The sequence below is a fragment of the Nostoc sp. genome (genome assembly GCF_036916975.1).
Taxonomy (GTDB): Bacteria; Cyanobacteriota; Cyanobacteriia; order Cyanobacteriales; family Nostocaceae; genus Nostoc.
Genome location: NZ_JBALFF010000126.1, coordinates 67802 through 85263, shown reverse-complemented (window position 1 = coordinate 85263; position 17462 = coordinate 67802). Strand labels below are relative to the sequence as shown.

21 protein-coding genes and 1 pseudogene are annotated in these 17462 nt (G+C 41.1%); 12 read left to right on the top strand and 10 right to left on the bottom strand.

The genetic code is table 11. The annotated features are described in order from the left end of the window. Window positions 1–43 precede the first annotated feature (43 nt). Complete coding sequence (locus tag V7K73_RS28835) at window positions 44–613, top strand: Uma2 family endonuclease (protein WP_334885606.1); 570 nt, start codon at window positions 44–46, stop codon at window positions 611–613. A 129-nt stretch (window positions 614–742) separates the two neighbouring features. Here the strand turns inward: V7K73_RS28835 and V7K73_RS28830 are convergent, their stop codons facing one another. Both V7K73_RS28830 and V7K73_RS28825 read right to left on the bottom strand, forming a co-directional pair. After that, window positions 743–1234, bottom strand: coding sequence for a hypothetical protein (locus V7K73_RS28830; protein ID WP_334885368.1), 492 nt, complete (start codon window positions 1232–1234; stop codon window positions 743–745). Window positions 1235–1236: 2 nt separating this feature from the next. Further along, on the bottom strand, window positions 1237–1452 hold the full coding sequence (locus tag V7K73_RS28825) for a hypothetical protein (RefSeq protein WP_334885366.1): 216 nt from the start codon (window positions 1450–1452) through the stop codon (window positions 1237–1239). 283 nt (window positions 1453–1735) lie between these two features. Here V7K73_RS28825 and V7K73_RS28820 point away from each other — a divergent pair, with 283 nt between their 5' ends. Both V7K73_RS28820 and V7K73_RS28815 read left to right on the top strand, forming a co-directional pair. Next, entirely contained in the window at window positions 1736–1924 is a 189-nt protein-coding gene (locus V7K73_RS28820; RefSeq protein ID WP_334885364.1) for a hypothetical protein, read from the top strand. A gap of 81 nt (window positions 1925–2005) precedes the next feature. Next, window positions 2006–2284 carry a hypothetical protein gene (locus tag V7K73_RS28815; protein ID WP_334885362.1) on the top strand — a complete coding sequence of 93 codons (279 nt, stop codon included), beginning with the start codon at window positions 2006–2008 and terminating at the stop codon, window positions 2282–2284. Window positions 2285–2443: 159 nt separating this feature from the next. On the opposite strand, the gene V7K73_RS28810 is transcribed toward V7K73_RS28815, so the two are convergent. Together V7K73_RS28810 and V7K73_RS28805 are read right to left on the bottom strand one after the other, a co-directional pair. Continuing rightward, window positions 2444–3154 (bottom strand): hypothetical protein, encoded by a 711-nt coding sequence (locus tag V7K73_RS28810; protein WP_334885361.1) that lies wholly within the window; start codon window positions 3152–3154, stop codon window positions 2444–2446. Between the two features lie 150 nt (window positions 3155–3304). Continuing rightward, window positions 3305–4027 (bottom strand): Uma2 family endonuclease, encoded by a 723-nt coding sequence (locus V7K73_RS28805; protein WP_334885359.1) that lies wholly within the window; start codon window positions 4025–4027, stop codon window positions 3305–3307. A gap of 579 nt (window positions 4028–4606) precedes the next feature. On the opposite strand from V7K73_RS28805, the gene V7K73_RS28800 reads away from it, so the two are divergent. The 3 genes and pseudogenes from V7K73_RS28800 to V7K73_RS28790 all read left to right on the top strand — a co-directional run bounded on the left by V7K73_RS28800 (window position 4607) and on the right by V7K73_RS28790 (window position 6356). After that, window positions 4607–5608: a DUF4351 domain-containing protein gene (locus tag V7K73_RS28800; RefSeq protein WP_334885357.1), complete on the top strand. Its 1002-nt coding sequence runs from the start codon at window positions 4607–4609 to the stop codon at window positions 5606–5608. An 8-nt stretch (window positions 5609–5616) separates the two neighbouring features. Beyond that, a pseudogene (locus V7K73_RS28795) lies at window positions 5617–5876 on the top strand (DUF4351 domain-containing protein); the annotation flags it as partial. Between the two features lie 18 nt (window positions 5877–5894). Beyond that, window positions 5895–6356 (top strand): hypothetical protein, encoded by a 462-nt coding sequence (locus V7K73_RS28790; protein WP_334885355.1) that lies wholly within the window; start codon window positions 5895–5897, stop codon window positions 6354–6356. A gap of 115 nt (window positions 6357–6471) precedes the next feature. On the opposite strand, the gene V7K73_RS28785 is transcribed toward V7K73_RS28790, so the two are convergent. Next, entirely contained in the window at window positions 6472–8049 is a 1578-nt protein-coding gene (locus tag V7K73_RS28785; RefSeq protein ID WP_334885353.1) for an NAD(P)H-quinone oxidoreductase subunit 4, read from the bottom strand. Window positions 8050–8453: 404 nt separating this feature from the next. On the opposite strand from V7K73_RS28785, the gene V7K73_RS28780 reads away from it, so the two are divergent. The 3 genes from V7K73_RS28780 (at window position 8454) to V7K73_RS28770 (ending at window position 9308) form a co-directional block, all read left to right on the top strand. Continuing rightward, complete coding sequence (locus V7K73_RS28780; protein WP_334885351.1) at window positions 8454–8684, top strand: hypothetical protein; 231 nt, start codon at window positions 8454–8456, stop codon at window positions 8682–8684. Next, window positions 8681–8944: a ParE family toxin-like protein gene (locus V7K73_RS28775; RefSeq protein WP_244141934.1), complete on the top strand. Its 264-nt coding sequence runs from the start codon at window positions 8681–8683 to the stop codon at window positions 8942–8944. Before V7K73_RS28780 ends, V7K73_RS28775 begins: the two co-directional genes overlap by 4 nt. 106 nt (window positions 8945–9050) lie before the next feature. Beyond that, the gene (locus V7K73_RS28770; protein WP_334885348.1) at window positions 9051–9308 is read left to right on the top strand and encodes a hypothetical protein; all 258 of its coding nucleotides are present in this window, start codon (window positions 9051–9053) and stop codon (window positions 9306–9308) included. A 10-nt stretch (window positions 9309–9318) separates the two neighbouring features. Here V7K73_RS28770 and V7K73_RS28765 read toward each other — a convergent pair whose 3' ends face one another. Both V7K73_RS28765 and V7K73_RS28760 read right to left on the bottom strand, forming a co-directional pair. Continuing rightward, window positions 9319–9546: a type II toxin-antitoxin system MqsA family antitoxin gene (locus V7K73_RS28765; RefSeq protein ID WP_223277960.1), complete on the bottom strand. Its 228-nt coding sequence runs from the start codon at window positions 9544–9546 to the stop codon at window positions 9319–9321. Continuing rightward, window positions 9543–9830: a DUF4258 domain-containing protein gene (locus tag V7K73_RS28760; RefSeq protein WP_334885346.1), complete on the bottom strand. Its 288-nt coding sequence runs from the start codon at window positions 9828–9830 to the stop codon at window positions 9543–9545. Before V7K73_RS28760 ends, V7K73_RS28765 begins: the two co-directional genes overlap by 4 nt. A 44-nt stretch (window positions 9831–9874) precedes the next feature. Between V7K73_RS28760 and V7K73_RS28755 the strand changes: the two genes are divergently transcribed. Then, a complete protein-coding gene (locus V7K73_RS28755; protein WP_334885344.1) occupies window positions 9875–10270 on the top strand; it encodes a hypothetical protein in 396 nt (131 codons plus the stop codon). A 274-nt stretch (window positions 10271–10544) separates the two neighbouring features. Here V7K73_RS28755 and V7K73_RS28750 read toward each other — a convergent pair whose 3' ends face one another. The 3 genes from V7K73_RS28750 to V7K73_RS28740 all read right to left on the bottom strand — a co-directional run bounded on the left by V7K73_RS28750 (window position 10545) and on the right by V7K73_RS28740 (window position 14554). After that, a complete protein-coding gene (locus V7K73_RS28750; protein ID WP_334885342.1) occupies window positions 10545–12647 on the bottom strand; it encodes an NAD(P)H-quinone oxidoreductase subunit 5 in 2103 nt (700 codons plus the stop codon). 383 nt (window positions 12648–13030) lie between these two features. Then, complete coding sequence (locus tag V7K73_RS28745) at window positions 13031–13417, bottom strand: thioredoxin family protein (protein ID WP_334885340.1); 387 nt, start codon at window positions 13415–13417, stop codon at window positions 13031–13033. Window positions 13418–13831: 414 nt separating this feature from the next. Next, entirely contained in the window at window positions 13832–14554 is a 723-nt protein-coding gene (locus V7K73_RS28740) for an NnrU family protein (RefSeq protein ID WP_334885339.1), read from the bottom strand. A gap of 212 nt (window positions 14555–14766) precedes the next feature. Between V7K73_RS28740 and V7K73_RS28735 the strand changes: the two genes are divergently transcribed. Both V7K73_RS28735 and V7K73_RS28730 read left to right on the top strand, forming a co-directional pair. After that, on the top strand, window positions 14767–15780 hold the full coding sequence (locus V7K73_RS28735; protein ID WP_334885337.1) for a LysR family transcriptional regulator: 1014 nt from the start codon (window positions 14767–14769) through the stop codon (window positions 15778–15780). 268 nt (window positions 15781–16048) lie between these two features. Further along, a complete protein-coding gene (locus V7K73_RS28730) occupies window positions 16049–17449 on the top strand; it encodes a serine/threonine-protein kinase (protein ID WP_334885335.1) in 1401 nt (466 codons plus the stop codon). The last annotated feature ends 13 nt before the right edge of the window (window positions 17450–17462 follow it).

Sequence of the window (17462 nt, the reverse complement as noted above, 5' to 3'; positions counted from 1 at the left end):
AAAAGCTAAGATTAATCAATCCTAAGATATGGGAATAAAGGCAATGACTACAGCGATCGCTAAAAAGATGACCTTTGAAGAATTCCTAAATTATAACGATGGAACGGATACTTTATATGAATTAGAAAACGGAAAACTCATTGTCAAGCCTTCAGAAAGTGATATTAATCAACGGATTGCAACGTTTTTATTAATTTATTTTTCGCAACTAGGCATCCCATCTTATCAGTTGCGGATGAAGGCAGAGTTAGCAGTTAATAGCACACAGGTGGGGGTACGTATACCTGATTTGGTGGTGTATTCTGAGGAGTTAGCAAAGGTGATGGAAGGAGTTACGCGATCGCTAATTTTGATGGATATGCCGCCACCTCTGTTGGTGGTTGAGGTGGTGAGTCCGAATCAGGAAAATCGGGATTATCGCTACAAGCGATCTGAGTATGCAGCACGGGGGGTTGCTGAGTATTGGATTGTTGATCCAATTGCCCAAAAGGTGACGGTGTTGGAATGGGTGGAGGGTTTTTATGAAGAGCAGGTGTATGTGGGAGATCGGGCGATCGCTTCTCCTATGTTTGCTAATCTTAAATTGACTGCTGCTGAAGTTTTAAAAGGATGAGATGTGATGAAATAGTAGCGATCGCTATTATCTTAAAGCGCCTCTAGGTGGAAGCCTCGCACTACATGAAAAAAGCCTATGTCGGTAGGCTTTTGAGAAAGTTTTGGAGCGATCGCGCTGGATATAAAATTAAAATGTCCATTTGTGATCTGGATCGTCTAGGGCGGCGCGAACAGAAGCTAAATTTGCAAGGTCTTTGAAGGGGCAGGATTTAGCTATTTCGATGATTGAGTTTAAAGTAAGGGCTAGTTCTTCATTATTGCCAGCTGCGATCGCATGATCAACGACAGCAAATAAAGCGCGAAAGTTTTCTGTACGTTCATCAAAAGAGCGATCTAGATACCCCATCAATAACTCTCGCTGGGCGTTAATCTTCGTGATTGTTTCTTTTTCCCAAGCTTCAATCTCTCGTCTCTTTGTCTGTTCTTGTTCGGCAATTATCTTATATTCAGTATAAGCTGAAGAAACTATGTCAAGACATTGTGTTTTTTCCAAAGCTGCTATCTCACGCCTTTTAGTCCGTTCTTGCTCTCCAATTTGCTTGTAACTGGAAACAATGGTTACTAACGATTTTGTGGCATTAACCGCAGTGCATATTGTATTAATATTTTGTAAAACCATTGCTAAATACCTCCCAGAGTTTTGTATTTAGCTTGGATAGTTAAGCTAGAAGGGTTTAACAGTCCTTCATTATCTAAAATAGGAATTTTCATAATTTCTGCAAGTGCTTTAATTAAAAGTGCTACTTCTTGAAACTTGCTAGCATCGCGATCGCTATTAAAAGGTTGGGCTTCAAGCTCCTGAAGTGCAGATTTAGCACGATTGTTTAAATTACACACTAAATTGGCAATTTGGTTAGGAATTGTCTACGGGTTAAACCTCATAAAAAAGCATCACCTTATACTTATCTTTCCCAGGGATACCAACTAATGAACATTCAGAAGGTATAAATTTGAGATTGGGATGAATGCAGTTGTCAATCCTTTTGGTATTGCGATCGCACCTTTCTTTGGGAGGCTAAAACTTCAATGCAACAGACAAGCGATGTCTACGACGGGCTATTCGGCGTCGCACTCGGCTTGCCGCAGGCATCGCAACTGTTAGGATAGATGACACGAGGATATGTCCAATAATGCTCAAGAGATATACAGCCAAGTTGTTTGTAACTTGTCACCGACTGAGCGGCTACGCTTGGCAACCCTAATTCTAAATGAGCTAGTCGAGCAAAACTTGTCTATCATCGACCAAAGTTATACTTGGACTGAGCAAGATCAGCTTGATTTAGCATCCTTCTCCTTGGACGAATCGTAGTAGTTATTTACACCGAAATTGGTGAAGAAACGATTCGGATCATCTCATTAAGAAAGGCACTGTCTCACGAACGAAAACGCTATGAACAATACCTCAAGAACCGATTGGGTTAAAGTCGATGCAATGACTGACGAAGACATCGACACCTCAGATATTCCACCCTTGTCAGAAGAATTTTTGGCTATTGCACAATTGCGAATGCCCAAGTCACCTCTAACAATAACAGTTAAGGTAGATCCTGAAACTTTTGCTTGGTTCCAAGAGCAGGGAGAGACTGCCGAACAGCAGATGGCTGTAGCATTAAAGATTTACGCAGAAGCACACAAAGCTTATCCTGCGTCTGAGGCGAAGTCAACCTAATACAATACTAAATTGGATGTCTTTAACAATAAAAAAATTAATATAGCAATCCTAAATCATTCGTGAAAAGTTAGATCCCCGACAACTTTTACGAAGTCGGGGATCTGGACACCGATAATTTTCACAAATTAGATAAAATTACTTACTATACAACAGCCGCTAAGTTGGGCAGTTTTGGGTTAGTTGTAGCTTCAAGTAATCAATGAAATCTAGAATTTCTGTATCAGTGAGTTGTAGACGCGATCGCTTGCCATATTTCTGCTGCAAATACTCCCTTCCCTGCTCTGGAGTCCAATTTAATTGGGCTAAATATGTGTCACTTTGAGCTATCAAAACTGCATTAATTTCTGATGCTGTTGTATTAGCATATATTTGTATTGGCTCTTGATTTAAATTTTGAAGTTTATTAATTTTGAAACTAACTTTTTGCCCTAGAGCTTGCAAATCAATTTCATTATGTCCATCCCAACTAACACCTACAGAGCGATAAGTTACCGGATTATAAATTGTACAAAATACAATTGTTTTCTCTCCAGGACTGACTGCGATCGTCAGTGGATGATGCAATTGTTCAGTAGTCAAGGCATCAAGTGAAAGCAACAAACTTTTAGAAAAGTAAGATTCACTTCCTGAGCGGATAACATAAGGTTTCTCTGCCAGAATATGTAAATCAGTTTTTTCTTTTTCTCCATGTGAAGTTTCCACTTTTTTATTAACTTCTATCCCTGTTATCACCCCAGTGAAAGCTCTCTCATAAATTGGGATTTGTCTTGTATCATCGGATAGCATATACCAACAGTGATCCGATTCTTTGCTGACAAAAACATATTGAGGTTTTGGGACTGCTCCAAATCCTAATTTAACTTCCATATTTTTGATGTAGGTTTTGGTAAATATATTTCTTGAGCAACCAGCCTTTACGATTTGTACCGTTAAGCTATGAGTTACTTAATAGATATAATTCCCTAATCAAGAAGCCAATTAACATTAAGGGAGCAAAAATTCCGAAATTTGGTGAATCTATGAAAAACTTTCTGGATCAACACCAAGCGCCTTCAACCTTTCAATTAACATTTTCACCTGTTGTTCTGCTTCCACCCGTCGCTGTTCTTCAAAAGCTGTGCGTTCTTCCGCTTGTCTGATGCGTTCTTCTGGTGTCAGCAATTTTTGCCCTTCCGCATCATACCAGTACAGCCACTCCCGCACTATACCTTGATAAATTCCCCGTTCTCGTCCAATTCCTAAACCAATTTCTGGTAGCCAAACAGGATTTCCTGACATTAAGATGTATTCCCCATCAACTAAGTGATACACCTCCAAAGGTGTCTTTTTACGCCGAAGGGGACTATACACAACGTAGTACAAAATTCCTAATTCTTTGGCATAGAGTTCTTTTTTAGTGCTATATTCTTCCCGATATATTTGGGAAACAACTTCTAGCGCTAAGATTGGCTGCTTCTTTTCTTCCCATAGCACATAACTTAGGCGCAAGTCCTCATCAATGAAGCGTTTAACTCCTAAGCTGAGAAACCCATCAGGGACTATGGCTGGTTTGTCTGGGTGATAATAAATACCCATGTCAACACCAAAGAACCAATCCCAGCGATCGCACCAAACCAAAGCCAGTGTCGTTTTCAGCAAGCCGGGAATTAAATTTTGGAGTTCATTATCCACAGCAGTATCATCTGAGTCGGGTAATTCTTCGGAAGATGCCAAACAATGCAGTGGATTGTAGTTTAACATGAGCGGTTTTGCCAAATCTCATTCTAGATAGATTGTACGTAATCTATTGATGTGCGATCGCAGCGCATGAATAAAGAACCATTTTTAGCGACGCCGAATAGCCCGTCGTAGACATCGCCTGTGGATCTTTTCTCAGTATTCACGTACTTCTGATTACAAAATCTTACATTAGATTTATGCTTTGCTACTGATTTATAGAATCTCTAACTGACAATAAGTAGGTAGGCAAGATAAAACCAAGCTATGTAAGGAAAAGTAAAATCTCTGTATTTGGCTCGTAGTTGCGCTTTAGCGCATCTTTATCTGGATGCGCTAAAGCGCAACTACGAGCGAGTGATGATTATTTGCGCCCACTTACTTAGCAAAAAAGGGCAGGTAGAAAACCCGCCCTCAAAGCAATCAATATTTAAAGTAAACTAAACTAGCGATTTAGGGTGCATTCAAAAAAAACTTTTGCACTTATTTTCTTGTTTTACTAATATCTGCACAGTTTTTAACGCATGATTTATGAATGCTATAGTTGAGCAAACCAAAACTCAATGTTAGGATGTTTTAAAAATTATTATCTGCAATCAATTCATGACTAATTTTAGCGTTCGCGCTGATTTTGATAGCCCTTGGAAAGAAATTATAGAAGCTTATTTTCCCCAAGCAATGCATTTCTTTTTTCCAGAAACTTCTGCATTAATTGATTGGGAACGTCCCTACGAATTTCTAGATAAAGAATTTCAACAAATAGTTCGTGAAGCTGAACAGGGTAAGAGATATGCCGATCAATTAGTCAAAGTTTGGCAAAATCAAGGGGAAGAACTTTGGTTATTAATCCATGTTGAAATTCAGGCACAAAAAGAAGATAACTTTACTAAGCGGATGTTTACCTACAATTTTCGCATATTTGACCGCTTTGATCGACCAGCAATAAGCCTTGCAATTCTCTGCGATTCAAACCGCGAATGGCGGCCAAGTAATTACAGTTACAATTATCCCAATACTCGCTTAATTTTTGAATTTGGCAGTGTTAAACTTTTGGATTATGAAAATCGATTTTACGAGTTAGAAAATAGCGATAATCCATTTGCAACTGTCGTTATGGCGCATTTGAAAACGCAGCAGACACGCTCATCACCCGAACAACGCAAAATATGGAAATTTAGCTTAATTCGTAGGCTATATGATTTGGGGTTAGGAGAGCAAGATATTCGCAACCTGTATCGATTTATCGATTGGGTTATGATATTACCAAAGGCATTGGAAAATCAGTTTTGGGAAGAGTTTAAACAATTTGAACAGGAGCGGACTATGAGATATATAACGACAGGTGAGCGCATCGGCTACGAACGCGGAAAACAAGAAGGTAAACAAGAAGGTAAACAAGAAGGTAAACAAGAAGGTAAAAAAGAAGGTGAACAACAGCTTATTTTAAGGTTACTACAAAGACGAGTGGGAGAATTATCATCAGAATTACAAGAGCGCATCAAATCTCTTTCTTTAAATCAGTTAGAAAACCTTGGCGAAGCTTTGTTAGATTTTACTGCTATGGAAGATTTACTTAACTGGTTACAAACAAATCAATCAGCTTAAAATCTATTTTTATGAAATTTGAGCAGGAGCGACTATGAGATATATAACTACAGGTGAGCGCATCGGCTACGAGCGCGGAAAACAAGAAGGTAAACAACAGCTTATTTTAAGGTTACTACAAAGACGAGTGGGAGAATTATCATCAGAATTACAAGAGCGCATCAAATCTCTTTCTTTAAATCAGTTAGAAAACCTTGGCGAAGCTTTGTTAGATTTTACTGCTACGGAAGATTTACTTAACTGGTTGCAAACAAATCAATCAGCTTAAAATCTAGGGCAGTTTAATTTGATAGAAAATTATTACCCAAGTTGGCTTTGTCAAGAGCTTATTAATAATTGCTTACCTTGGCAGGAAGGCAAAAATATGAGCTTTGGAGATTTTAATGAACAATATACATTACATGATTCTTATTGGATAGGTATTTTCTATAACATTGGATATGAACAAGCCATAACTTTAGCTATTGATTGGAATTCTGTTTGGTTGCCTGATGAAATAAAAAAAAGTATTACCGTCGGTGAACCTTATATTTTCATCCGATTAACGGGTGTTGAACAGATAAGTACGGCTAATTATATTGATATTGTCAATATTTCTAGAATAATCGGGAGTTGTGAATTTGAAGAGATAGAGGGTAAGAAGTTTTTGGCTATTGATGATGTGTTTAGAGGACAAATTAATATTGTCTACAGAGGTGAGGAAACCTTCTTGGCATTAGAAAAAAATAGAAGGATTTTGAAGATTTAAACTAGAAAATTGATTAAGCGATCGCCTCCAAGCAATGTACATAAAAAAAGGGCAGGTAGAAAACCCGCCCTCAAAGCAATCAATATTTAAAGTAAACTAAACTAGCGATCGCAACTTAATCAGCGATTTGGGGCGCACTCAAAGAAACCTTTAATGCTTCGTCTTTTTGCAGTGCTAATGTCGGCACAGAATCACGCAATCTTGCTGTCAATTGTACAGTTGTGGCGTCATACATCTGAGTCAGCAATTTTGGATAGAAACCAATACCAATAATTGGAATTAACAAACAGGCAATGATAAATACTTCACGGGGTTCGGCATCTATCAAAGCTTGGTGAGAAACTAATTCCTTGTTCTCTTCTCCGTAGAAAATTTCTCGCAACATCGACAGCAGATAAATCGGAGTTAAAATTACTCCCACTGCCATCAAGAATACCACAATGACTTTGAAGGTAGAGCTATAAGCATCGCTAGTAGCAAAGCCAACAAATACCATTAATTCTGCTACGAAACCGCTCATCCCTGGCAGTGCCAAAGAAGCCATCGAACAGGTAGTGAACATGGCAAAAATCTTCGGCATTCTCTTCGCAACACCGCCCATTTCATCCAACATCAGGGTGTGTGTGCGATCATAAGTTGCGCCAACCAAAAAGAATAAACTCGCCCCAATTAATCCGTGCGAAACCATTTGTAACACTGCCCCACTCAATCCCAAATCGGTGAAGGAGGCAATCCCAATCATAACAAAGCCCATGTGGGAAATTGAGGAGTAGGCAATTTTTCGCTTCAGGTTGCGCTGGGCAAAGGATGTTAAGGCAGCGTAGATGATATTAACTACCCCCAAAACCACCAAAACTGGTGCAAAATAAGCGTGGGCATCGGGGAGCATTTGGGCATTCATCCGAATTAAGGCGTAACCGCCCATTTTCAACAGAATACCTGCTAATAGCATGTGTACAGGGGCTGTAGCTTCACCGTGGGCATCAGGTAGCCAGGTGTGCAAGGGAATAATCGGCAACTTGACGGCGTAGGCAATCAGGAAGCCAGCATAGGCGGCAAGTTGGAAATTGAGGGCGAAGTCTTTTAAAGCGAGCGATCGCATGTCAAACGTCACCGTATCGCCGTAAAATCCCATTGTCAGGGCAGACAGCAAAATAAACAGCGAACCGCCGGCGGTGTATAAAATAAATTTAGTCGCTGCATACTGCCGTCTTTTGCCTCCCCAAATCGACAGCAGAAAGTATATCGGTACTAGTTCCAGTTCCCACACCAGGAAAAACAACAGCATATCCTGGACGGCGAACACGGCAATTTGACCGCCATACATCGCCAAAATCAAGAAGTAAAATAGCTTCGGCTTGAAGGTAACAGGCCAAGCTGCTAAAATCGCCAGCGTGGTAATGAATCCAGTCAAAATAATTAGGGGCATGGATAAGCCATCTGCCCCTACTGACCAATTCAAATCTAGTTGGGGTACCCAGGGGTAACTCTCGACCAACTGCAAATCTGGATTGGAGAAATCATACCCAGTATAAAAAGCATAAACAATTAGTGCAAAATCTATCAGCCCTACGATGAGGGAGTACCAGCGCACTGTTTTGCCTTCTTTATCCGGGATGATGGGAATCAGTAGTGAGGCGGCTATCGGCAACAGAATAATCGTCGTCAGCCACGGAAAATTAGCTGTATTCATCACAATTCGTCTGCTATCAAAATCATGTTTGGCAAAAAGTCACTAGTTATTAACTAACAGCTTTTTGAGGATTTCGTCTTCCTCGTTAGGTTGATTTAATTAAATTGGCAATCCCCTATTTTGTCTATTAGGGGTCTTTTTTGACAGTTGCGGGTGCGGAGTGTGCGTTGTGATACTCCCAGTCAAGTCAAAAATTGACCCTCAAAAAGTTGGTAAAATTATAGTTTAGGGGTGCGATGTCTACGAGAAGCCGCTTTGCGTCTACGCCTAACCTAACCCATCGCTAAAAATATACCAGTCCCTGTATAACTCTGGCAACAGCTCGCTCTCATCACGATAATAGGTGATTTGATTGAGTTTTTTTAGTAAAATAGACATGGAAGGTTGATAAGGTAAATTCGATTATGTCATCTCCAGCGATCGCTACTGTAATTAAGATGATGGAATCTTTATCTGAAGATGTGCAAGAAAGAGTTGCAGAACATCTTGGAGAGTACCTGGAAGATTTGCAAGATGAATTGAAATGGAATAAATCATTTAACAAAACTCAACAACAACTGATTGCATCTGCCCAATCTGCTAAAAGAGAGATTGCAGAAGGACTTGCAAAACCAATGAATTATGAAAATTTATGAAGTCTGCAACTCTTCCTTCTTTTTGGGATAAATATCAGTCTCTTGAAAAGCAAGTTAGACAAAGTGCAAGAAAAGCTTATCAGTTATGGAGAGAAAATCCTTTTCATCCGTCTTTACATTTTAAATGTATAAATAACGAGGAGAATATTTGGTCTGTCAGAATCACTCGCAATTATCGAGCAATTGGGGTTTTAGAGGGTGATACAGTTACATGGTTCTGGATAGGTAGCCATGACGATTATGAGAGTTTTTTTTCATAGCGCGATCGCGATCGCCTAACCTAACCCTAAAAATACAAGATGCTGTTTGGTGGTTGTAGAAAAAAGCGATTTGGTGCAAAAAAGCATAACACGAGAACTAACCATAATGATCATCGCACAAATTGAAAGTCAAATTCGTTATGTCACTAACGTAGATGGAGAAACAACAGATGTACTCATCCCTGTAGAACTTTGGCAACAGCTTATAAGTTCCATAAATTCTGATAACGTCAGTGGTTTAGCTTGGATTGATGAACAAGAGCCAAAAGCACAAATATTAGCCGATTTGCAAGAGTCCGTGCGACAAGCAGCAGAAGGACAAACCTTCCCAGTTTCAGAGCTTTGGGACGATATCAAAGCCTAGAATAAGAAAACTAAGCTGCATATCTAATAATCTCTAATTCTGCTCCATTATTAATAGCTGACTCTGCTTTTTCTAAAACCTGTTCGGTAACTGCATCACTTAAATAATATTCACCACAGTTATCACAAATTTCTGCTGGAACTTTTTTTAATACAATAATACATTCATCTCTTTCTAATGTCACAGTTACTAAACCAGGTTTAGTTTCTCCATGCTTACAAATTACGCATTTCATCATCTTTGTCTCCTAGTTTTAAAACCATCTAACCAAATATTAGTATCAGGAATATAAGCTGTTACTACATATCCTGTATCTGTAGCTTCATTGTAGGAAAATACAACATGAATCGGCTTACCTTCTATAAAATCCAATATTAGATAACTGGGGTAAGGTGTATCATCAGGATTTTCTTCTATCACTTCTCCATAATAAATCGCAGCTTTTACTTCTTTTTGACTGATGCGACGATAAAACATTTGTTGGATAGCATGACGGGAGAAAACTAGATTTTCACAATACATACATGAATTATTTTTAAATTATAATTAGTGATAAACTTATTATTTTGCTGAATCTTGGGCTTATATTAATTTTTCTCTTAAGAGATCGCTCAGAATACCATATCATTTATCTACTGTGTAACCTGTCTCCCATAGCCATAACTTCATGCCTTTCTCCAATTTCACTAATCCTTACCAAAATCCGGCGAACATACCACAGAAGATATCGCCAGGATATAAATCTACGGAAGTTATTTAAAGCTGATGGTTCTTATGTGCGTCCAGCAGAAGACCCTGTGACGATGTGGGCGCTTCAGATTTTAGTAGAAGAGTACGGTGTTCCACTACAGGCAATGGAACTAGAACTAAATGCAGATTTTGCCGAGGGAACTTATCAAGGTGGGCGACGCTATCAAGGACGAGTGGATATTGTCTGCCTTAAAAAGACCTGTTGGTTTTGAGATTATGTTTGAACCGCCAGATGATGTAAAAGAAGACTTGAATATTTAATTGCTGACTATCAGGCAAAAAAAAGGAGTCTAAAATTAGGCTCCTAAAAAACTTGGGGTGAAAGGGCGGTTAGAAACCGCGTCTACACAGGCAAAACCCACCTCCGTGGGTTTCAAAAATTCAATTTTTCTTTAGTCCGCGAAGGCGGACTTCGTTTGTGTAGCCGCGAATTCTATTCGCCCTGGCTCTAATTTTCGCCCTGGCTCTAATTTGACACTACAAAAATCAGGTAACACCAAAGACAATCACTAAGCCCAAAACCGCCCCAAATACAATCAAGGCATAGAATTGAGCGCGACCGTTTTCTAGGTACTTCAGACCTTCACCGCTAACAAGGGTGAAAAAGCCTGTGAGGTTAACAGCACCATCGACAACGCGGAAGTCAACTTCCATAACTTGTCTAGCTAGGCGACGCAAACCGAGGACAAAAACCCGATGGTAAATGTCATCAAAGTACCACTTGTTGAGCGATAACTCATAAAGTGGTTGGATTTTAGCAGCGATCGCATCTGGGTCAATTTTACGCCTCAAATACATCAGCGAAGCCAGGGTAATCGCAATCAAAGAAATTCCGACTGAGGCACCCGCCATAATGTAGAATTCCGTCGGATTGAACTCGGAAGCCTTTTCTATAACTTCGGAGAGAGTTTCACTAGGAGGAAAGATAAACTCTTCAAAATAATTGGCGTAGGGAGTTCCCACCAAACCAATCAAAATCGAAGGCACAGCCAACAGTGCCAACGGCAGCGTCATCGTCCAGGGCGATTCGTGGGGGGAGTCGCCCTGATGCCCGTGGGAGTCATGGGAATCATGCTGCTGACTAGTTGCCGCCAATTCTCCTTTCTTCATCGCCCCAGGCCCAAAATTCGGGGCTGGTTCTTCTGACTCTAATTCCAGGACAATTGTCGCCGCAGCTTTCTTGAGTGTTTGCTTGATTTTCTCGTCATTACCCCGGAATTTGCCTTCAAATGTCGAGAAGTACATTCTAAACATATAGAAAGCCGTAATCCCGGCAGTTAACCAGCCGATGAACCAGAGAAGTGGGTTAGCTTCAAAAGCTTTCCCCAAAATTTCATCTTTTGACCAGAAACCAGCAAAGGGGGGAATACCAGAAATTGCCAAGCAACCAATCAAAAAGGTAGTTGCGGTGACGGGCATATACTTTCGCAGTCCACCCATCAAGCGCATATCTTGAGCTAAGGCGGGGTCGTGTCCAACCACACCTTCCATACCGTGAATTACTGAACCTGAACCCAAGAACAGCATCGCCTTGAAATAGGCGTGGGTCATCAGGTGGAATAGTCCAGCACTGTAGGAACCTATTCCCATCGCCATCACCATGTAACCGAGTTGGGAAATGGTGGAGTAAGCCAAGCCCTTTTTGATGTCGTTTTGGGTAATGGCAATGCTAGCCCCCAAAAACGCCGTAAACGCCCCAGTAAAGGCAATGACATTCATTGCGGCTGGAACGTCTTCAAATACTGGGTACATCCGGGCAATTAGGAAAACACCTGCCGCTACCATTGTTGCCGCGTGAATCAAGGCAGAAATGGGGGTGGGGCCTTCCATTGCGTCTGGTAGCCAGACGTGGAGGGGGAATTGGGCTGATTTTGCAACAGGCCCTAAGAAAACTAAAATCGCAAACAGGACAGCGAGAAAATTGCTGATAGAACCTGATTCGACAAGTTGGGCGAGGCGATCGCCCATGATATTAAAATCAAAGCTTCCCGTTGCCCAGTACAGCCCCAAAATGCCCAGCAGCAAACCAAAGTCGCCCACACGGTTGGTCACAAATGCTTTTTGGGCGGCATCGGCGGCTGACTTGCGATCGTACCAAAAACCGACCAGCAAGTAGGAACACATCCCGACCAGTTCCCAGAATATATAAATCTGTACTAGGTTGGGGCTGACCACCAGACCTAACATTGAGGAGCCAAACAAACTGAGATAGGCGTAAAACCTCACGTAACCGGGATCGTGAGCCATGTAGCCATCGGTGTAAACCATGACTAAGCAGGCTACCGTTGTGACAATCACCAGCATTAGGGCTGTCAGGTGGTCAATAGTGTAGCCCATGCTCAGGTGAAAATTACCTGCTGCCGCCCACTCAAAGGTGCGAATATAAGCCGCATGTCCTTGAATTTGACTCCATAGCAAGGCAAACGACAGCCCCATAGCTGCCCCCATCATGGAGATAATCACCACAGCGTTAAGCTGGCGGAGGCGGTTTGTCACCTGATTCAACGAGATTAACCCTAGACCGACCAGCATTGCCCCAAGAAGAGGGAACACCGGAATCAGCCAGGCATACTGATAGATTACTTCCATCACTGACGCCTACTTTTAGAATTCTTGATTAGCGTGTCGAAACTGTTAATAATTGTGACACACACCCTTTAGGATAAAATAACCCACCCAAGACTGATTGGGTGGGGTGTTAAGCATGGTTTTAGATTTGGTCATTCGTCATTGGTCATTGGTCTTTAGCCCTATGCCCCTCAAGAGTGCTCAGTTCCGAGTTCCGAGTCAGCAGAGGGGAGAATAACTCCAAACTCCAAACTCCTAATTCCTAACTCCAAACTCCTAATTCCTAACTCCTAACTCCTAACTCCAAACTCCTAACTCCAAACTCCAAACTCCAAACTCCTAACTCCTAACTCCTAACTCCTAACTCCTAACTCAGCACTGTTTTGCCCTATGCCCTATATGCATCAGGCTGACCGACACTCTAAGTCCACTGTCTTTGAACTTTTATAAATTTTTGGGCAATTGCTGTACCTAGCTTTAATGTCTTCTAAAGCTAGACGTAAATCTTCTCTACCGCGAAAGCATTCCAAGCGATGGCGAATAGTGCCATTTTCAATCAATAGTAAAGTGGGTAGTGATTTTAGCCTATAAGTAGTTGACAATTTAAAATTTTGATCGGCGTTAACCCCAACTAATTTAATTTCTTCACCACATTGGGCTTGAAATTGCAATAACAGTGGGTGGATAATCCGACACAAGCCACACCAAGGTGCTTCAAAATTAACTAAAACAGGAATAGGTGATTCTAAAACTTCTTGAGTAAATGTTTGCTCACTAACCGACAACACCATGACGCCTCTTGGATTATAAGGTTTTTATATTAAACTACCTATCAGCTTTGAAGTGAAGGATTGGCAAGTCAGTAACTGCCGATATATGCTTTCAGGAACCAAAACTCAGGACACAGAATAATTAGGGAAAAATCGAGCGCGTTGATGTGTCTCTGAGAAAAAAGCCACCGGGGAATTCGCGCTGGCTTTTTTGAATGTTAAACTCCTGATTGCCGTGGCCACCTGGGGATCTGACTGAATCTGCCATTTTTTCCTAAGGAAAAGCAACTGACCAACAACTACCAATTTAAAATCTTAACTTGACTCAGACCACCCCCATCCATAGATGTTTGAACTTATCCTACATTGATTTAGGGCAATTGATAAGCTGAAATCCTCATCTATTTTTGATTTTATGCTGATACTGGGGATCGCCTAGATTTCCCATCTTATCTTACTAGTTGCTTCGAGCAACAAAGGATGCGACAACCACAGCAAAACTATAAAAATGGCAACTCCCAAATAGGAAGGACGAAGAAATTCCTGCCATTTGATAGATTGACGCCCGTCGAGAATTGCTTTAAAGGGAATAATTGAAGTCCGTTGTTTGGCAATTTCAAAGGCTTCTCCATAGCGATCGCTCAAACGGCGATCGCCGTGCCAAACTCCAAACAAGTGATGCAACACTAATCCAATGGAAGTCACAAGGGTAAAGGTAGTACCCAGCCAGAGAGTATGGGCAATACACCAAATTATTTGTCCTACCATCTGGGGATGACGGGTAATCCGAATAATTCCTGTTTCGTAGAGATGAACTTGGGGCTTTTGAATGGCAGCAACTTCTAGTAGATTGAAGGTAGCAGGATATAAAAATAAAAACGAGATAGCTGACAGCAGCCAAACAAATTCTTGCACTCCTGGTACTCCTTGTACCTGCCAAAGTTGCAAACCATCATAGCGATGCCCAAAAAAGTAAATAATTAATATGACAGCCAAAGGTAGGCTAACTAATGCAAAGAGAACGCGATAAAGCCTTGCACCAATATATTTTTCGGCTTTTGGACGGAAAGCAGCGCCTCCACTGTGAGCGATCGCAAAAACTATTTGTAGCCCCAGCATGACAAAATGACTGGGTGTCAACCAAGAAATCAACAGCATATACACGGATGAAATAATTTAAAGAAAATGGAACTCAGTACAACCAATACTACAAAGTATTCAAAAGGAGACTTTAGTCAAGATGTTGTGCTACTGTGTTTTTCCAGTCAAGCCTTCAAGTTTAATATGCAACAAATCATGTCCGGCTAATTTATGCCAAATTTGATTTGTTGTGTGCATCCGCTCCTTTCAAAATTTGTGGTTTGAGCCTTATGTCTGACCTTCCTTTCACTTTAGATCAGTTACGTATTTTAAAAGCGATCGCCCAAGAAGGAAGCTTCAAGCGTGCCGCTGATAGTCTTTACGTTTCGCAACCTGCCGTCAGCTTGCAAGTGCAAAATCTCGAACGGCAGCTAGATGTCCCCCTATTCGATCGGGGAGGACGACGCGCCCAATTAACCGAAGCAGGGCATCTACTTCTAAGTTACGGTGAAAAAATCCTCAGTCTGTGTCAGGAAACCTGCCGCGCGATCGAGGATTTACAAAATCTCCAAGGCGGTACTTTAATTGTCGGTGCTTCTCAAACCACCGGCACTTATCTTTTGCCTAGAATGATCGGCATGTTCCGACAAAAATATCCAGATGTGGCAGTGCAATTACACGTCCACTCTACCCGGCGGACTGCTTGGAGTGTCGCTAACGGACAAGTTGATTTGGCAATTATCGGCGGTGAAATTCCCGGCGAACTGTCAGAATCTTTAGAAGTTGTTCCTTACGCTGAAGACGAACTAGCGCTAATTCTACCTGTTTTTCATCCCTTTAGCAAACTGGAAAAAATCCAAAAAGAAGACCTATACAAATTACAATTCATTGCCCTAGATTCCCAATCGACTATCCGCAAAGTAATTGACCAAGTGCTAGCACGCTGTGAAATTGATACCAGACGTTTTAAGGTAGAAATGGAATTAAATTCCATTGAAGCAATTAAAAATGCTGTGCAATCTGGTTTGGGCGCTGCCTTTGTTTCAACTAGTGCGATCGCTAAAGAGTTACAAATGGGTGTTCTGCACCGTACCCCCATTGAAGGCGTTGTCGTCAAACGGACACTGTGGCTGATTTTTAATCCTAATCGCTATAGATCCAAGGCCGCAGAAGCTTTTAGTCGGGAAATTTTGCCCCAGTTTGCTAATCCTGGATGGAGTCAAGATGTGTTAGCATTGGCACAAAAAAGCATAGTGATATCTACATTGGATATAACGACATCCACCTCTGCCGCTGACGACTAAATGGTGATTAGTCCTACCCTTAGGGCGTCTACGTTATTTATCCTATGTTTTTTGTAAATGATCAATGAGCAAATAATTCGTAATTCGTAATTCGTAATTATTATTTCATAGCTTTTCGCGTAGCATACCGTAAGCAAGCTAAGAATTTGACATCAGTTAAAAAGTTTCCTGTTCTTGATAAAGAGATTTAGTTTCTATGTAACCTGAATGAATTACGAATTACGCATTATCAATTACGAATTATTTTGACTAATGACTAATCACGAAAATGGAAGTTTACTGTACTCGTCCACGTTGCCCACGCCCACAAAACTATTTTGCCGATTTAGATGATATTACGGCGCTGAAAACAACGCAGCAAAAATTCTGTACTACCTGTGGTATGCCATTGCTGCTAGATGGTCGATATGTCACCGTGAAGCTACTGGGAAGGGGAGGATTTGGAGCCGCTTTTTTGGCACGCGATCGCCGAATTCCAGGAATGCGTCAATGCGTAGTTAAACAGTTTCAACCGGCGGGAAATTTAAGCTTAAATCAACTGCAACAAGCACAGTTGATGTTTGAAAGAGAGGCAGAAGTTTTATCACAACTGGGTAACGATCACGAGCAAATCCCTAACTTGTTTGCTTTCTTTCCAGTCATAGTTAATGGTTTGCAACCAGGACAGCAAGACCAGTTTTTTTACTTGGTACAAGAATACATTGATGGGCAAAACTTAGAGGAAGAATTAGTTCAACAAGGCAAATTTTCTGAGCAGCAAGTGTTGGAGGTGCTGCAAGAAATCCTGAAGGTGCTAAAGTTTGTTCATCATAGAGGGATTATCCACAGAGATATTAAACCCTCTAATATCATGCGCCGTCGTGATGGGAGACTTTTTCTACTAGATTTTGGCGCAGTTAAACAAGTAACAAATGTTGCACTTGGTTCTGCTGCTTCTTCCACAGGAATTTATTCTATGGGATTTGCACCGCCAGAGCAGATGGCTGGGGGTCAAGTATTCCCATCTACGGATTTATACGCTTTGGCTGTAACTATTATTATTTTGTTGACAAATCAAGAAGCAGTTCAACTATTTGATGCCTATAGCAACCAGTGGAAATGGCGATCGCAAGTGACTGTCAGCCCTCGCCTTGCTGAGGTATTAGATAAGATGCTGCTACCTGCTGCTAAGGAGCGCTTCCAGTCAGCCCAAGAAGTTTTAGATGCACTTAACTCACAAGCGGCTCAAGCCCCTACACAACTTAATTCGCCCTCTGTAACCCTTCCGCCACAACCACCTAATTCTAGTCCCGTCGTCCCCCCCCGTTCACCAACTCAACCAGTGTTTTCGACAGTGGAATTGCTGGCTGGAGCGGCATTTAGTGGATTTGAAGGGGGATTAATTGCGATCGCACTCTTCAGTCTAGTAAAATCACCAATAGTTACTTTCACTGTTGCATGTGTGATTTTAGGTATACTAATTTTTGCCCAAACTAGGCGGTGGATTGAAAAGTTCGATTTATTAATTATTCCAACAATTAGTTTTGCTGTTATTTTTTTTATCCCTTTTTTACAGGGGGGTCTTGGTATTCAGGCAGTAGTAATTTTATCACTTGCAGCAGCCTTAGTAACCATTTCACTAACAGCCGTATTTCGACTTATTTATAAATTATTATCTCTCTTACTTTAAAAACTTTTGGTGC